Raw genomic sequence first — 15,368 nt, 5'->3', positions numbered from 1 at the left:
GTCAGCCCGCGTCTCCCGAAGGCGCGTCGGGCTCGAGCGACTCATCCGGCCGCACCGTGGCGGTGCCCGTGGACGTCTCCTCGTCGCGGACGTCGCCTGCGTCCGGGATGTCTCCCGCCACGATGAGGTACGAGCGACCCATCGTCGTGTACTCCAGCGTGACGCTCCACGGGGCCGCCTGCCCATTCGCATCGTCGACCGAGACGCCTTCGACGACGATTCCCTCTCCCGGGATCATGCCGTTGTCGCCGTCGACGCAATGCGTCGCTTCGACGGCATCCACGATCAGGCACTGCATGGTGGTGAACTCCTCGGTGCGCGTCGCCGTCCAGATCGGCGCCCCTGCCGCGTAGCCCATGACCGACAGCGAGTACGGCTCGTACCCTCTGTCGAGCAGCTCTTCGGCACGCTCCCGCTCACTCGCGTCGAACTGCTGCATCCAATCATCGACGCCGACCGCCCAGCGCTGGATGAGCGCGGTCATCTCCCCGTCGTGCGTACGCCCTGCGGTGGCGGAGATCTGCTCGCCCATTCCCTCGTCACTGCGGCGCGAGTCGATGACGGCGGCGCTGAGACCGTGGCCGCGCTCGAGGTCGGCCACGATCAGACAGCCGTTCGACGACTCCTCTGCGGCGTCGAGGACGATGCACTCGATCTCGCCGTTCTTCTTCGTACCGAACCACACGATCGCATCGTCATCGCGTGCGATCGCCTCGACAGTCCCCGGGTCGTACCCTCCGGCGGATTCGATCGCGGCGCTCCGCTGCTTCTCCTCTGCACTCAGCGGAACCCCGTCGTCGCGCCCGAACAACGCCCACCCGGCCCCCAGACCGACGATCAGAAGGCCGACGCAGGCGGCCGCCACGGCTCGCCAGTGGCGGCGGACCGCGGGACGCAGCGCCGCCGTCGCAGCACGCGTGCTCGCGGGCTCGTCGGCGGGCTCGGCCGTGGACTCGGCGGTCGACTCGGCCGTGGGCTCTTCGGACTCGACCGAGTCCGCGGCCTCCGGGGAGAGCGGGGACGACTCCGGTGCGGCAAGTGCTGCGGGCTGCAACGACGGTACCGCCTCCGACCGATCAGCCACGGTCGTCGCCCGCTGAGACTCATCGCGCGACGCCCCGAACCGCTTCGCCTCGAGCTCCGCCAACCGTGCGGCATCCGCCGCTGTGAGAGAGCTCTCACGCCCGTAGGCACGCGCCTGAAGCGCTCGCAGCTGCGTCGTCTCTTCGGCGTCGAGCATCCGGTCAGCCGAGCCTCTCGAACTGCATGCCGGCCCACACCAGCCAGCCCAGGCTGTACACAGTGGCGCACAGACCGAGCACCAGCGCCCACCGCGCGATCGCCCGGCTCTCGACCGGGCGCCTCAGCGACATGATCGAGGCGATCACCGCGACGATGGCGATCGGGATCCCCCAGCCGACGAAGAACGAGGCGACCAGTGCCACGATCGCCGCCATGAGAGCCCACGGCGCGAGCCTCGTCTCGTCTGCGATCACGGGTACCGCAGCGGTGCCCGTGGGCTCCCACTCGGTCTCGCGCGGCGGCCGATCGAGCTCGGGGCCGCTCACGACCACGGGTTCGATCCCGACCGGACCGGTCGGCAGCTTCGTGTATCCCTCCCGCGGGACTCCGGGCAGTCGCGCGGCTCCCGCCGGGCGTACCACCTCGGGCGTGGGCTGCTCGAGACGCGCCGGCGGAACCACCGCCCGCGGACCCGCCCCCGCGGCATCCGTGGGGCCGGTCGTGCCCGACGAGTCACTCATCAGCGCACCTCGACCCGCTCATCGACCTGGATCTGGGTGACGGGAAGAGTCGAGTCGGCGCCGAACGCGAGCGTCGACGGCGGGCGGCCCGAGCTGATGAGTTCGGCGGCCAGCGCCGCGATCATCGCGCCGTTGTCGGTGCAGAGCGAGAGCGGCGGGATGCGCACGGTGACGCCCGCGGACTCTGCCCTCGAGAGCGCGACCTCTCGCAGACGCCGATTCGCGATGACCCCGCCTCCCAGCAGCAGACGCGGTACTCCGAGATCGGCACATGCGGCGAGCGCCTTCGTGACGAGCACGTCGACGACCGCCTCGCGGAAGCTCGCTGCGACATCGGCGACGGGGACCTCGAGGCCGTCGGCTTCGCAGCGCTCCACCCATCGCGCGACGGCGGTCTTCAACCCGGAGAACGAGAAGTCGTACCGGTGCGCGGCGAGGTCGGAGGCGCGGGACAGTCCGCGGGGAAAGCGGATCGCGGTCGGGTCGCCTGTCGCCGCGGCGCGGTCGATCTCGGGACCTCCGGGATACGGGAGTGACAGCAGACGAGCGACCTTGTCGAAGGCCTCGCCCGCGGCATCGTCCATCGTCTCGCCGAGCATCTCGACGTCGGTGGTGAGGTCGCGCACATGCAGCAGCGACGTGTGACCTCCCGACACGAGCAGTGCGATCGTCGGATACTCGAGCGGCTCCGAGTCGGGGGTCAGGATGTCTGCTGCGATATGACCCACCAGGTGGTTGACCGCGTACAGGGGCTTGTCGAGCGCGACGGCGAGGCCCTTCGCGGCTCCCACTCCCACCATGAGCGCACCGGCGAGACCGGGACCGCTCGTCACGGCGACGGCATCGAGGTCCTCGAGTCGCACGTCGGCCTCGGCGAGCGCGGCATCGATCGACGGCTGCAGAGCCTCGAGGTGGGCGCGCGCGGCGACCTCGGGAATCACCCCGCCGTAGCGCGAGTGCTCGTCCATGCTCGAGGCGATCGTGTTCGAGAGCAGAGTGCGTCCTCTGACGATGCCGATGCCCGTCTCGTCGCAGCTGGTCTCGATGCCCAGCACCAACGGCTCGGTCATGCGCTCGCCTCCTTCGCGGCATCCGACGCAGCGCCGTCTCGGTGGTCGGAACGCGGATGCTGTAGAGCGAGGCGCATCACGATCGCGTCGATGTCGTCGGGCTGGTAGTACCGAGGGCGGCGGGCGATCTCCTCGAAACCCTCGGAACGATAGAGGCCCTCGGCGCCCGGGTTGTCGGCGCGCACCTCGAGGAACACCTCGCGGGCTCCGCGCTCGGCGGCGGCACCGAGCAATGCCCGCAGCAGCGCGCGGCCTCGCCCCATGCCGCGGTATTCCGCGTCGAACGCGATGGTCTGGATGTCGGCATCCTTCGACCCCTGCAGCGCACGGACTCCGCCGTACCCGATGATCGAGCCCTCGTGCTCATCGACCAGGTAGCGACCGTGCACACTGGCGAGTTCGAGCGCCATCGCCTCCGAGCTCCACGCGTCGGTCGGGAAGGAGCGGTGCTCGATCGCCATGATGGCGTCGAGATCGTCAGACGTGGCGGCGCGAAGAGTCACAGTCCCACCTTCTTCGGAGCACCCGGCATGGTGACGTCGGGCTGACGCAGGTAGAGCGGCTCTGCGTCGGCCAGCACGCGTCCGGCGGCGAGAGCACGTGCACCCACCCGCGCGAGGTCGGCGGCGAAGAGCGTCTCGACATCGATGCGGCGGATGCCGTCGAGGTGCTCGTCCGCGTCGGTGCGCGGCACGAGCGCGGTCTCGGTGACGACGGCCGGGATGCCGTCGGCATCTGTTCCGTCGAACACGGTGATCGCTACCTCGCGGCGTCGTGCATCCGTCACGATCGCGAAGGCTCCGACGACGAGGTCCTGCTCGATCGCGGTGAGGGCGGCCGCATGATGACTGGGGACCGGCACGACGGGGATCCCGCGACCGAGGGCGAACGCACGCGCCGCCGCGATGCCGATCCGCAGGCCGGTGAACGGCCCGGGGCCCATCCCCGCGACGACGTGGGTGATCCGCCCTTCGCCGGCGTCGTGCAGCGCACGCGCCAGCAGATCGCCGATCACCTCGGCGTGTCCGAGCGGATCGGAGGCGGAGACCTGCGAGCGCAGGGTGCCGTCGGCATCGATGAGCGAGACGGCGGTGCCCAGGGAGGTGTCGACGGCGAGGATCACCTCTCCAGGGTAGTCGGGGTTCACTCGGGGATCGCCGAGCGCCCCTCGCACGTGATCGTGACATGCCGCGGAGCGTCGGCATCGAGCTCTGACGGGTCGAGGTCTTCTCCCCCACCCACAGGTCTCTCGAGCTCGATGTCCCACCAGCGGTCGGCGAGGTCTTCGGCCATGCCGCGCCCCCACTCGATCACCACGACCGAGCGCGCCAGGTCGAGGTCGAGGTCGTCGAGTTCGGCCCCCGAGCCGAGCCGGTATGCGTCGACGTGCACGAGCGGTGCGCGCCCGACGAGCGACGGATGCGTCCGCGCGATCACGAAGGTCGGGCTCTGGACCGGGCCACGCACGCCGAGACCCTCGGCGAGCCCGCGGGTGAAGGTCGTCTTGCCGGCGCCCAGCGGCCCGGTCAGGATCAGCAGGTCACCGGCCCGCAGCTGCTCTCCGATGCGGAAGCCGAGCTGCTCCATCGCATCCGACGTCTCGATCTCGTGCCTGCCGAGGAAGGCGGGGTCGACGCTCATGCAGACCTCCGCGCGACCCGTGCGCCGATACGGGTCACGATCTCGTAGTCGATGGTCGACGCGGCGTTCGCCCATTCCGCGGCGGAGGGCACCCCGAGGGTCGGATCGCCGAACAGCACGACCTCGTCGCCGATCGAGACCGCCGCATCACCCACATCGACGACGAACTGATCCATAGCGATGCGCCCGACGTTGGTATAACGCCGTCCCGCGATCGAGACGGGCAACCGCCCCGAGGCCTGCCGAGGAACTCCGTCGGCGTAGCCGAACGGAACGAGCACGAGGGTGGTGTCGCGCGGCGTGCGATGGTCGTATCCGTAGGAGATCCCCGCTCCGGCCGGCACTCGACGCACCGCGGCGACAGCGCCGCGCAGTGTCATGGCGGGCCGCAGGCCCAGCTCGGCCGACGAACGGTCGTCGAACGGCGAGAGACCGTAGATTCCGATGCCGATGCGCACCGCGTCGAGCCGCATCTCGGGAAGGTCGATCGCCGCGGCCGTCGCAGCGATGTGCCGGATCTCGGGATGGATCCCGAAGGATGCGGCGAGCGCCACGCCCTGCTCGAACTTCGACAGCGACTCGCGGTCATCCTGCGCAGAGGTGTTGGAGAGATGGCTGAAGAGTCCGATGATGCGCAGCCGGCCGATGCGTTCGAGACGGGCCGCCTCGGCGAGCACGCGACGCCAGTCGGCCGGCGCGATGCCGTTGCGCGACAGCCCCGTCTCGAACTTCAGGTGCACGCCGACGGGACGATCGACCGAGGCCGCAGCCCCTGCCGCCTCCAGCTGGTCGAACGACGAGATGCCGACCTCGACGCCGTGCTCCGCTGCCTGCTCGAACCTCTCCCCCGGGGCGTGCAGCCACGCGAGGATGGGCGCGGTGATCCCCTGGCGCCGCAGGTCCAGCGCTTCGGGGATCTCGGCGACGCCGAGTCGCGTCGCTCCCCCGGCGAGGGCCGCGACGGCGGCGGCGGCGGCACCGTGTCCGTACGCATTGGCCTTGACGACCGCGATGACCTGCACGCCGGTCAGGCGACGGAAGTGGCGCACGTTGTCGCCGATGGCGTCGAGCTCGATGCGGGCCTCGCGGAACGGAACGGTCACAGCGGATCTCCTTCGGCGACGACGAACGCGGCGGCGAGCCCCGCGTCGTGGGTGAGGGTCAGGTGGAGGCGGACGATCCCTCGCTCGGCGACGACCTCGGCGGTGGTTCCCGAGAGCACGAAGTGCGGTCGACCGGATGTCTCGGACGCGATCTCGATCTCGATCCAGTGCACGCCGTCCGAGCCGCCGAGCGTCTTGATCAGCGCTTCCTTCGCTGCGTACCGCGCGGCGAGCGACGGCAGCCGCAGGCCCCGTTCACTCGGCGCGAAGAGCCGCTCCACAAGCCGCGGTGTGCGATCGAGCGTCCGCTCGAACCGCGGGATGTCCACGAGGTCGATGCCGGTCCCGATGATCACCAGTTCAGCCTAGTCGCGGCATCCGGAATGCCTCCGCTCGGTGCCGTGCGCCCGATCGGCTGGCCATTCCCCGGTGGGCTGCGTCGTTGGGCGCCTCGTGGCGGCCACGCGGGGATCCGGCAGCCAGCCGGCAGCCTTCACTGTCTCTCCCCACCCGCCCGGGTGACGCTACTCATCCTCAGGCCCTGGCGCGGTCCGCGACGCGTGGCTCATGACTGCACAAGGATCGGCGGATGCACACACCTCTGATGCTGGTCGAACTGCAGGGTGGTATCGCTCGTGGATCGGGACTCGCGAGATTCGGATTCACTCGCAAAGATCTGTCAACCGCCGTGCGTCGAGGCGAGTTGATCCGCGTGCGGGCTGGAGTGTTCGCGGCACCGTCGTGCGCGTGGAGTGTACGCACTGCGGCCCTGCACGGGGGTGCGCTCTCGTGTTCTGGCGCGCTTCGCTTGCACGGTGTCTGGGTCCTCGACGACGACACGAGCCCCCACGTCTGGCTCGGTCAAGCAGGGCGAACGCATGCTCACGCTGGCTGCGGATGCGTAGAGCACTACCGTGCGGGGCCTATGCATCTGGGGCTCGCCCCGGTCGAAACGGCATTGGTGCACTCGTTCGGGTGCCATGGCGAGGAGTTCTTCTTCGCTGCTTATGAGTCGGCGTGGGCGCTGGGCTTGATCGGCGCAGCCGCGCGGCGCCGAATTCGCGTCGCGCTTCCTGCGCGCGCTCGGTGGCTTACCGACATCGCGCGCCATGATGCAGACAGCGGTCTCGAGTCCATCGTCCGGTTGCGGCTGTACCTGCTCGGCATTCGGGTGGAGACTCAGGTTGCGATCGACGGCGTAGGCCGTGTCGACTTCGTCATCGAGAGACGAATCATCGTCGAGGCAGACGGCAAGGGCAACCACGCCGGCCGCTCCGAGCGCCACCGGGATCTGATGAGGGATGCCGCGGCATCCCGTCTCGGGTTCGAGACGCTGCGGTTCGACTACGCCATGATCATCCATGAGTGGGACGTGGTGATCGCCGCGATCCTCAGCGCTCTGTCCCGCTCGCAGTCTTAGCCGTATGGCTGGCAGATTCCCTGCCGGCTGACCGTGGGCGCGCGCATCTCCAGCCATCCGGGGATCCGGCAGCCATCCAGATGGAAACCCGACCCACCCGATGAGGTCTACTCGACCGTGACCGACTTCGCGAGGTTACGCGGCTGATCGACGTCGAGGCCCTTCGCGGTGGCGAGTGCCATCGCGAAGATCTGCAGCGGAACCACGGCGAGCAGCGGCTCGAACATCGGCCCGGCGAGGGGGATGCGGATGACCTCGTCGGCGAAGGGCAGAACTGCCGCGTCGCCTTCTTCGGCGACCACGATGACCCGCGCCCCACGGGCCCGGATCTCCTGGATGTTCGAGACGACCTTCGAGTGCACGAGAGCCGAGTGGCGCGGCGAGGGCACCAGCACGAAGACCGGCTGACCGGGCTCGATCAGCGCGATCGGACCGTGCTTGAGCTCACCGGCCGCGAATCCCTCGGCATGGATGTACGAGATCTCCTTGAGCTTGAGCGCACCCTCGAGGGCGATCGGGAACCCGACGTGGCGTCCGAGGAACAGGACCGAGCGCGTGTCGGCCATCCACCCCGCCAGCTGCGAGACGTGCTCGTGCTCGCTCGCGAGCACCTTCGCGATCTTCTCGGGCAGCGCGGCGAGCTCGGCCACGTCGGCGGATGCGTCAGCGACAGAACCACGGATGCGGCCCATGTGCAGGCCGAGCAGCAGCAGTGCCGTGATCTGAGCCGAGAACGCCTTGGTCGATGCGACCGCGACCTCGGGGCCCGCGTGCGTGTAGACCACCGCATCGGATTCGCGAGGGATGGTCGCTCCCTGCGTGTTGCAGATCGACAGCGTGCGCGCCCCACGTTCGCGGGCGTACTTGACGGCCATCAGGGTGTCCATCGTCTCGCCCGACTGGCTGATCGACACCACGAGGGTGTCTGCGCCGATCACCGGATCGCGGTAGCGGAACTCGTGGGCCAGCTCGACGTCGACCGGGATGCGTGCCCACTGCTCGATCGCATACTTGCCGACGAGCGCCGAGTACGCAGCGGTGCCGCACGCCGTGATGATGATGCGGTTGATGCCGAGGAAGAGATCGTCGAGCCCCTCGAGTTCCGGGATGACGACCTGACCGTCCTGGATGCGCCCACGGAGCGTGTTGGCGACCGCCTCGGGCTGCTCTGCGACCTCTTTCGCCATGAAGCTCGACCATCCGCCCTTCTCGGCGGCGGCAGCGTCCCACGACACGTCGAACGGCTCGGCCTCGACCGGGGTGCCCGCGAAGTCGGTGACGGTGACGGCGTCGGGCGTGATCGAGACGATCTGGTCCTGACCGATCGCGAGTGCCTTGCGGGTGTGCTCGACGAAAGCGGCCACATCGGAGCCGAGGAAGTTCTCGCCCTCGCCCAGACCGATGACGAGCGGGGAGTTGCGGCGCGCGCCGACCACGAGACCCGGGTGATCCTGGTGGAGGGCAAGGAGCGTGAACGCCCCCTCGAGGCGGTTGACCACGTTGCGGAACGCCAGCTGCAGATCGCCGCCGTTGCCGCGGTACTCGCGGCCGAGCAGGGCAGCGGCGACCTCGGTGTCGGTCTCGCTGCGGAACACCACGCCGTCGGCGAGCAGTTCCTCACGCAGCGCCGAGAAGTTCTCGATGATGCCGTTGTGGATCAGTGCCAGCCGGTCGTCGTCGGCCAGGTGCGGGTGCGCGTTGACATCGGTCGGCCCCCCGTGGGTCGCCCAGCGTGTGTGGCCGATGCCGGTGTGACCGTCCGCGAGGGCGGAGTCGGCGAGCGAATCGCGCAGTGCCGCGAGCTTGCCCGCCTTCTTGCGCATCCCCAGCGCGCCGTCTCCGTCGATCACGGCGACCCCCGCGGAGTCATAGCCGCGATACTCGAGGCGAGCGAGGCCCGCGAGCAGGATGTCCTGGCTGGGCCGAGGGCCCACGTATCCGACGATTCCACACATGCGATCAAGCGTAAGGGCGGAATTTTGCGAAGATCCCGAACGAACTGCGGCGGGGCCTCAGGCTCAGAGTTTGCGGAGCAGCACGCTCTCGACGCTGTGATCGACGCCCTTGTTGAGCACCAGTCGGGCACGATGCTTGGTCGGCATCACGTTCTCGACGAGATTCGGCATGTTGATCTCGTTCCAGTACCCGAGAGCGGTCGTGATGGCCTCTTCGTCGGTGAGGTGGGCGAACACGTTGAAGTACGACGACGGGTTCGAGAACGCCCCCTCGCGCAGCGCGAGGAAGCGGTCGACGTACCATTTCTCGATGTGGGCGGTGTCGGCATCGACGAAGATCGAGAAGTCGAACAGGTCGCTCACGGCGACGTCGTTCGGCGCGGGCGGCGGCTGCAGCACGTTGAGCCCCTCGACGATCACGACGTCAGGTCGCCGCACCACGACGTGTGCATCGGGGACGATGTCGTAGCGCATGTGCGAATAGAAGGGTGCGCGTACTTCGGCGGCGCCGCTCTTGACCTCGGTGAGGAACTCGATCAGCGCGCGGCGGTCATACGACTCGGGAAACCCCTTGCGGTCCATGAGCCCTCGCCGCTCGAGTTCGGCGTTGGAGTGCAGAAAGCCGTCGGTCGTGACGAGCTCGACTCTCGGCGTGCCCGGCCACCGGCTCATGAGCTCGCGCAGCAGTCGTGCGATCGTCGACTTGCCGACCGCGACCGAGCCTGCGACGCCGACCACGAACGGGGTCGTGGAGTCGTCCTCCTGCAGGAACGAGCTCGTCGCGGCACCGAGCCGCTTCGTCGCGGTGGCATACAGACTGAGCAGTCGGCTCAGGGGCAGATAGACCTCGCGCACCTCGGTGAGGTCGAGCCGGTCTCCGATGCCGCGGAGCTCGACGACCTCGGTCTCGGTGAGGGGTTGATCGAGTCCTGCGGCGAGCCGCGCCCATTCAGCGCGGCCGATCTCCCGATAGGGGGACAGCGGCAGCGTGGGGTCGACGGTGGTCACGGATACATCGTAACGGGGCGGCGGTAGTGTCTATCCGTGCGCCTCGGAGTTCTCGACATCGGTTCCAACACCGTCCACATGCTCGCCGCCGACGTGCATCCGGGCGGTCGTCCTCTCGCGAAGACGAGCGATCGCAGCGTGCTGCGTCTGATGCGGTATCTCACGGATGACGGGTCGATCTCGGAAGAGGGAGTCCGCGCGCTCGAGGCTGCCGTGTCGCAGGCGCGACGAGTCGCCGAGGAGGAGCGCGTCGACGCGCTCCTGGCCACCGCCACCAGCGCCGTGCGCGATGCGACGAACGGCGCCGACGTGATCGCCCGCATCGAGCAGGCGCTCGGCCAGCCGCTGCAGGTGCTCGACGGCGAGACCGAGGCCGAGTTGACGTTCCTGGCGGTGCGCCGCTGGTTCGGGTGGTCAGCGGGCCAGCTGCTGCTTCTCGACATCGGCGGCGGCTCGTTGGAGATCGCGGCCGGCGGCGATGAACTTCCGGATGCCGCCGCATCGGTGCCCCTCGGTGCAGGCCGCATGACGGTGCAGTTCCTTCCGGAGGACCCGCCGGGGGAAGACGACGTCGACCGCCTGCGCGTGCACGCGACGGAGACTCTCGCCGGGGTGCTCCCCCGGTTCGAGGCGCTTCCCCGCCCCGATCACGTGGTGGGCTCGTCGAAGGCCATCCGGTCACTGGCCCGGTTGGCCGGCTATCCGATGCCCGGGTGGTCGGGGATCCAGCGGATGGTGCTGCCGCGCGCAGCTCTCGGATCGTGGATCCCGCGCCTCGCGCGCATTCCCGCCTCCGCACGCCAGGAATTGCCCGGGATCACGCCCGACCGGACCTTTCAGATCGTCGCCGCGGCGGTGTCGCTGCACACGGCCATGACGGCGCTCCGCGTCGATGAGCTCGAGGTGTCGCCCTGGGCGCTCCGGGAGGGCGTGCTGCTGCGGTACATCGAGCAGCTCGGCGGGTAGCGCGGAATCGCCCGGCCGATAAAGCCGGTTCGCCGTCCGGAGAGACGACGACGCTCCCGTGGCGGCCTGCGCGATCGCGAGCCGACGCGATGACGGAGGTGCCGACGGGAGCGTCGGTGCAGGATTCAGAGTGCGAGGCGCTCGCGAACCACGTCGACCAGGCGGTCCGCGTACGTCTGCACGGAGTCGACATCCGCTGCTTCGACCATGACCCGCACGAGAGGCTCAGTGCCGGACTTGCGCAGCAGCACTCGACCGGTGTCGCCGAGTTCGGCTTCCACCGAACGCACGGCCTCCTGCACGACGGGATCTGCGTCGACGGCGTCCTTGTCGACGTCGCGCACATTGATCAGCACCTGCGGGTAGACGGTCATCACCGAAGCCAGCTCGGCGATGGTCTTGTTCTGCCGCGCCATCTCGGCCACCAGGTGCAGGCCCGTGAGAAGCCCGTCGCCCGTGGTGGCGTACTCGCTCATGATCACGTGGCCGGACTGCTCGCCGCCGAGGGCATAGCCGCCCTCGTTCATGGCTTCGAGCACGTATCGGTCGCCGACTGCGGTCTGACGCACGGTGATGCCGTGCTCGCGCATCGCCACGTGCAGACCCAGATTGCTCATCACGGTCGCGACGAGCGTGTCGTCGGTGAGGTGACCGCGCTCTTTCATCGAGACAGCGAGGATCGCCATGATCTGATCGCCGTCGATGACGTTGCCCTCAGCGTCGACGGCGAGGCACCGGTCGGCGTCTCCGTCGTGCGCGATGCCGATATCGGCTCCGAGCCGGACCACGGCCTCGGCGAGGTTGTCGAGGTGTGTCGAGCCGACTCCGTCGTTGATGTTCCAGCCGTCGGGGTCCGCGCCGATCACCGTCACGTCTGCTCCCGCGTCGCGGAAGGTCTCAGGAGAGACTCCGGATGCGGCGCCGTGCGCGCAGTCGAGAACGACCTTGATGCCGTTCAGGCGGTTCGGCAAGGACCCGAGCAGGTGCACGACGTACCGGTCTTCGGCATCTGAGAACCGGATGATCCGGCCCACACCCGCACCGGTCGGACGCAGCTTCTCCCCCGCCATCGCGGCTTCGATGCGCTGCTCGACGACGTCGGGGAGCTTGACTCCACCCCGGGCGAAGATCTTGATCCCGTTGTCGGGGGCGGCGTTGTGCGACGCCGAGATCATCACGCCGAAGTCGGCGTCACGATCGGCGACGAGGAAGGCGAGGGCAGGCGTCGGGATGACTCCGGCTTCGAGCACGTCGACACCCGATGATGCCAGCCCTGCTGACACGGCGGCGGTGAGGAAGTGACCGGAGACGCGGGGGTCGCGGGCCACGACTGCGGTGAGGCGCTTGCCTTCGGCCTTGCGAGCCTCCGCAGTACGGCCCTGGCCCAGGACGACAGCAGTCGCCTGGGCCAGGGTGAGCGCGAGGTCGGCGGTGAGGATGCCATTGGCAAGCCCTCGCACGCCGTCCGTGCCAAAGATCGGCATCGGAGCAGTAGACCTTAACGCTTGGAGTACTGAGGCGCCTTACGGGCCTTCTTGAGTCCAGCCTTCTTGCGCTCCTTGACGCGAGCGTCACGGGAGAGGAAGCCGGCCTTCTTCAGGGTCGCGCGGTTGTTCTCCTCGTCGATGCCGTTGAGCGAACGAGCGATTCCGAGACGCAGTGCGCCGGCCTGACCCGAGGGGCCTCCGCCGGAGATGCGCGCGATGACGTCGTAGCCACCTGCGAGGTTCAGGATCGTGAACGGGTCGTTGATCAGCTGCTGGTGCAGCTTGTTCGGGAAGTAGTCCTCGAGCGTGCGGCCGTTGACCGTGATCGTTCCCGAGCCGGGGACGAGGCGCACGCGGGCGATGGCCTGCTTGCGACGGCCGACAGCGGCACCCGGAACGCTCAGCACGGGGCGGGGAGCCGCCTCGACTGCTTCGGTCTCGGGAGTCGACGTCGAGAAGTTCTGGGGGGTTTCGGTGGTGTCCTGGATGTCAGCCACGAGTATGTCCTTAAGTCTTTACGGCGCTTACTGGGCGACCTGGTCGAGGGTGTACGTCTTCGGCTGCTGAGCGGCGTGCGGGTGCTCTGCACCGACGTAGACCTTGAGCTTCGACAGCTGCTGACGGCCGATGCTGTTCTTGGGGAGCATGCCACGGATGGCCTTCTCGACAGCACGGACCGGGTTCTTCTCCATGAGCTCGGCGTAGGTGACCGACTTCAGGCCGCCCGGGTAACCCGAGTGGCGGTAAGCCAGCTTCTTCTGGAGCTTCTGACCGGTGAGCGCGACCTTGTCGGCGTTCACGATGATGACGAAGTCACCCGAGTCGATGTGGTTGGCGAAGGTGGGCTTGTGCTTGCCACGCAGGAGCGTAGCGGCGTGCGAAGCCAGGCGGCCGAGAACGACGTCAGTGGCGTCGATGACGACCCAGTCACGCTGGACCTCGCCGGCCTTCGGGGTGTAAGTGCGCGTCACGATAGTGCTGCTTTCTTGTTCGAACGGAGAAGTTCGTGAATCCCACTCCGGGGTGGTTCTTCCCTACAGGGAGGAACACGCCAGTGGAGGGCTCACGTTCGTGGCACTCGGCAGTCGAGTACCAAAGAGACAGCCTACGTCATCCGAGCTGCAAACCAAAACCGGGGCGGATGGTCAGTCGAAGCGCGTCGTGACCAGGATGGGGCGATGATCGCTGAGCCCCTGCGGCAGAGTCGTCACGCGCTGGATCTCGAAGCCGACCGACGTCGCGAAGTCGTAGTGACCGCGGAAGACCCGGTAGCGCGTGTAGGTGTGGTCGTCGCTCATGGTCAGCGCGTACCCGTGCTCGCGGACCGTCTTCCCGAGGTTCTCCTTGAAGACCGGATAGTTGTAGTCGCCGACCATCAGCTGCGGCAGCCCCTCCCCCAGGGTCGCGAGCTCGGTGAGCGCCGCGCGGATCTGATGCCGCCGCAACGAATTGAGCGCGGTGAGCGGGGCCGCGTGGAAGGATGCGGCGATGAAATCGCGCCCCGAGTCGATGTCTCGAAGGCGTGCTCCGAGCACGCGCTCGTGCGCGGGTTTCGCGATGCGATCGTGAAGCGACTTCTTCAGCCCGATCGTGATCACCTCGTGCAGATGGAACTCGCTCTGCCGGTAGTACAGCGCCAAGCCGAGGCGGTTGCCCTGCGTGGCGTCGGCGAGCGCGAGATCACCGACGCGCTCGGGCAGGTCTGCGACATCGCATTCCTGGAGGCACAGGATGTCGGGATCGTGCGCGGAGGTGAGGGCCGCGAGTTCTCCCGCGGCCCGGTGCTTCTGCAGGTTGTATGAGATGACCTTCATCGCATCTCACGCTAGTGCGTTCGGCTTGGATTCCGGTGTCAATGGCCGGTCGTTTCGGTGAACGACGCCCTTCTCCTCAGCGTACGCACGACCGCGAGGATCCTCCGCGACGCGTGAGCATCCGGACTCGCCCGGTCACTCGTCATACCCCCAGCGGATCCCGATGACCCCAGGACCGAAACCGTGTCGTGCGAGGTGGACGGAGCCGCTGGGATGGAATCGCACCGAGATCAACGCCTCGCGCGGGTCGCGACGTCGCGTGCCACGAGAGCCGGCGCGGACGGCTTCACGCGCTCGTGCTGTCGCGGCGAGCGCGAGTCTGCTCCGCTCGGGTCGCGAGCAGTTCGTCGGCGGGGTACCCGACCTCGGTGAGCGTCAGCCCCCGGGCGGCCAGCACCTTGAACTCGCTCGTCCTCGTGAGGGCGTCGCGCAGGACGGTCAGGTCGTCGACGGCGAGGCGGCCCTCTCCCACCGCGGCGCACGCTCCCACCAGCGCTCGCACCATGCTGTGGCAGAAGGCATCGGCCTTCACCTCAGCGATGAGAACCCCGTCGGCGTCTCGCGACCAGCGATAGTCCAGCAGCGTCCTGATGGTCGTCGCCTCGTCGCGCGGCTTGCAATAGGCCGCGAAGTCATGAAGGCCGATGAGGGTGCGCGCCGCCGCATCCATCGCCTCGCCGTCGAGCACCCCGCGGTGCGTCGTGGTGTCGTGTCGCCGGACCGGGTCGTACCCCGACGCCTCGTCGGCGAGCCGATAGCGGTAGCGACGCCAGACAGCCGAGAACCGTGCGTCGAACCCTTCAGGGGCGATCGCGCTGCGCGTCACGGTCGCATCGGGATACGCACCCAAGACCCCGCGCATGCGCCTCGCGATGGATGCGGCCGGATCCTGAGGGGTACGGCCCTGACGCGATTCGATGCGCGACCACTGGTCGTCGTCGAGATCGACGTGCGCGACCTGCCCCTGAGCATGCACTCCGGCATCCGTGCGCCCGGCGACGACGAACTGCACGTCGGATCCGACGATGCGCGCGAGCGCGGCCTCGAGAGTCCCCTGCACCGTTCGCAGGGTGGGCTGCTTCGCCCACCCACGGAAGTGGGTGCCGTCGTAGGCGATGTCGAGCCGGATGCGCACGGATAA

Annotated in this window: 17 protein-coding genes and 1 pseudogene; 3 read left to right on the top strand and 15 right to left on the bottom strand. The window is 68.5% G+C overall.

The window, feature by feature from the left end; translation table 11 throughout:
- Nucleotide 1: 1 nt before the first annotated feature.
- From AC3WS6_RS06595 to AC3WS6_RS06560, 8 genes are read right to left on the bottom strand one after another with little or no spacing between them, the layout of a single operon-like run.
- Complete coding sequence (locus AC3WS6_RS06595; RefSeq protein WP_492500254.1) at nt 2-1,240, bottom strand: hypothetical protein; 1,239 nt, start codon at nt 1,238-1,240, stop codon at nt 2-4.
- Between the two features lie 4 nt (nt 1,241-1,244).
- Nucleotides 1,245-1,763, bottom strand: coding sequence for a hypothetical protein (locus AC3WS6_RS06590; RefSeq protein WP_492500253.1), 519 nt, complete (start codon nt 1,761-1,763; stop codon nt 1,245-1,247).
- Nucleotides 1,763-2,833, bottom strand: coding sequence for a tRNA (adenosine(37)-N6)-threonylcarbamoyltransferase complex transferase subunit TsaD (tsaD, locus tag AC3WS6_RS06585; RefSeq protein ID WP_492500252.1), 1,071 nt, complete (start codon nt 2,831-2,833; stop codon nt 1,763-1,765). Before tsaD ends, AC3WS6_RS06590 begins: the two co-directional genes overlap by 1 nt.
- Complete coding sequence (gene rimI, locus AC3WS6_RS06580; protein WP_492500251.1) at nt 2,830-3,336, bottom strand: ribosomal protein S18-alanine N-acetyltransferase; 507 nt, start codon at nt 3,334-3,336, stop codon at nt 2,830-2,832. Before rimI ends, tsaD begins: the two co-directional genes overlap by 4 nt.
- Entirely contained in the window at nt 3,333-3,956 is a 624-nt protein-coding gene (gene tsaB / locus AC3WS6_RS06575; protein ID WP_492500250.1) for a tRNA (adenosine(37)-N6)-threonylcarbamoyltransferase complex dimerization subunit type 1 TsaB, read from the bottom strand. The genes rimI and tsaB overlap by 4 nt, the downstream gene beginning before the upstream one ends.
- Before the next feature lie 20 nt (nt 3,957-3,976).
- A complete protein-coding gene (gene tsaE / locus AC3WS6_RS06570; protein WP_492500249.1) occupies nt 3,977-4,474 on the bottom strand; it encodes a tRNA (adenosine(37)-N6)-threonylcarbamoyltransferase complex ATPase subunit type 1 TsaE in 498 nt (165 codons plus the stop codon).
- A complete protein-coding gene (alr, locus tag AC3WS6_RS06565) occupies nt 4,471-5,577 on the bottom strand; it encodes an alanine racemase (protein WP_492500248.1) in 1,107 nt (368 codons plus the stop codon). The genes tsaE and alr overlap by 4 nt, the downstream gene beginning before the upstream one ends.
- Nucleotides 5,574-5,933, bottom strand: a complete 360-nt coding sequence (locus tag AC3WS6_RS06560; protein WP_492500247.1) for a holo-ACP synthase — start codon at nt 5,931-5,933, stop codon at nt 5,574-5,576. The genes alr and AC3WS6_RS06560 overlap by 4 nt, the downstream gene beginning before the upstream one ends.
- A 233-nt stretch (nt 5,934-6,166) precedes the next feature.
- On the opposite strand from AC3WS6_RS06560, the pseudogene AC3WS6_RS06555 reads away from it, so the two are divergent.
- Nucleotides 6,167-6,301, top strand: a pseudogene (locus tag AC3WS6_RS06555) (type IV toxin-antitoxin system AbiEi family antitoxin domain-containing protein); the annotation flags it as partial.
- A gap of 201 nt (nt 6,302-6,502) precedes the next feature.
- Nucleotides 6,503-6,997: an endonuclease domain-containing protein gene (locus AC3WS6_RS06550; protein WP_492501454.1), complete on the top strand. Its 495-nt coding sequence runs from the start codon at nt 6,503-6,505 to the stop codon at nt 6,995-6,997.
- Between the two features lie 107 nt (nt 6,998-7,104).
- Here AC3WS6_RS06550 and glmS read toward each other — a convergent pair whose 3' ends face one another.
- Complete coding sequence (gene glmS, locus AC3WS6_RS06545) at nt 7,105-8,952, bottom strand: glutamine--fructose-6-phosphate transaminase (isomerizing) (RefSeq protein ID WP_492500246.1); 1,848 nt, start codon at nt 8,950-8,952, stop codon at nt 7,105-7,107.
- Nucleotides 8,953-9,015: 63 nt separating this feature from the next.
- On the bottom strand, nt 9,016-9,960 hold the full coding sequence (gene coaA / locus AC3WS6_RS06540; RefSeq protein WP_492500245.1) for a type I pantothenate kinase: 945 nt from the start codon (nt 9,958-9,960) through the stop codon (nt 9,016-9,018).
- A 36-nt stretch (nt 9,961-9,996) separates the two neighbouring features.
- Here coaA and AC3WS6_RS06535 point away from each other — a divergent pair, with 36 nt between their 5' ends.
- The gene (locus AC3WS6_RS06535; RefSeq protein ID WP_492500244.1) at nt 9,997-10,926 is read left to right on the top strand and encodes a Ppx/GppA phosphatase family protein; all 930 of its coding nucleotides are present in this window, start codon (nt 9,997-9,999) and stop codon (nt 10,924-10,926) included.
- A 125-nt stretch (nt 10,927-11,051) separates the two neighbouring features.
- Here the strand turns inward: AC3WS6_RS06535 and glmM are convergent, their stop codons facing one another.
- The 5 genes from glmM to truA all read right to left on the bottom strand — a co-directional run bounded on the left by glmM (nt 11,052) and on the right by truA (nt 15,362).
- Complete coding sequence (glmM, locus tag AC3WS6_RS06530; RefSeq protein WP_492500243.1) at nt 11,052-12,410, bottom strand: phosphoglucosamine mutase; 1,359 nt, start codon at nt 12,408-12,410, stop codon at nt 11,052-11,054.
- Between the two features lie 14 nt (nt 12,411-12,424).
- Nucleotides 12,425-12,910, bottom strand: coding sequence for a 30S ribosomal protein S9 (gene rpsI, locus AC3WS6_RS06525; RefSeq protein ID WP_201469061.1), 486 nt, complete (start codon nt 12,908-12,910; stop codon nt 12,425-12,427).
- 27 nt (nt 12,911-12,937) lie between these two features.
- Complete coding sequence (rplM, locus tag AC3WS6_RS06520) at nt 12,938-13,384, bottom strand: 50S ribosomal protein L13 (protein WP_210097189.1); 447 nt, start codon at nt 13,382-13,384, stop codon at nt 12,938-12,940.
- A gap of 174 nt (nt 13,385-13,558) precedes the next feature.
- The gene (locus tag AC3WS6_RS06515; protein ID WP_492500242.1) at nt 13,559-14,227 is read right to left on the bottom strand and encodes an endonuclease/exonuclease/phosphatase family protein; all 669 of its coding nucleotides are present in this window, start codon (nt 14,225-14,227) and stop codon (nt 13,559-13,561) included.
- A 286-nt stretch (nt 14,228-14,513) separates the two neighbouring features.
- Complete coding sequence (gene truA, locus AC3WS6_RS06510) at nt 14,514-15,362, bottom strand: tRNA pseudouridine(38-40) synthase TruA (protein ID WP_492500241.1); 849 nt, start codon at nt 15,360-15,362, stop codon at nt 14,514-14,516.
- Nucleotides 15,363-15,368: the final 6 nt, after the last annotated feature.

This window comes from Microbacterium sp. EB106-03-03-XG65 (assembly GCF_058791955.1).
This window is presented reverse-complemented; position numbering and strand designations above follow the sequence as displayed.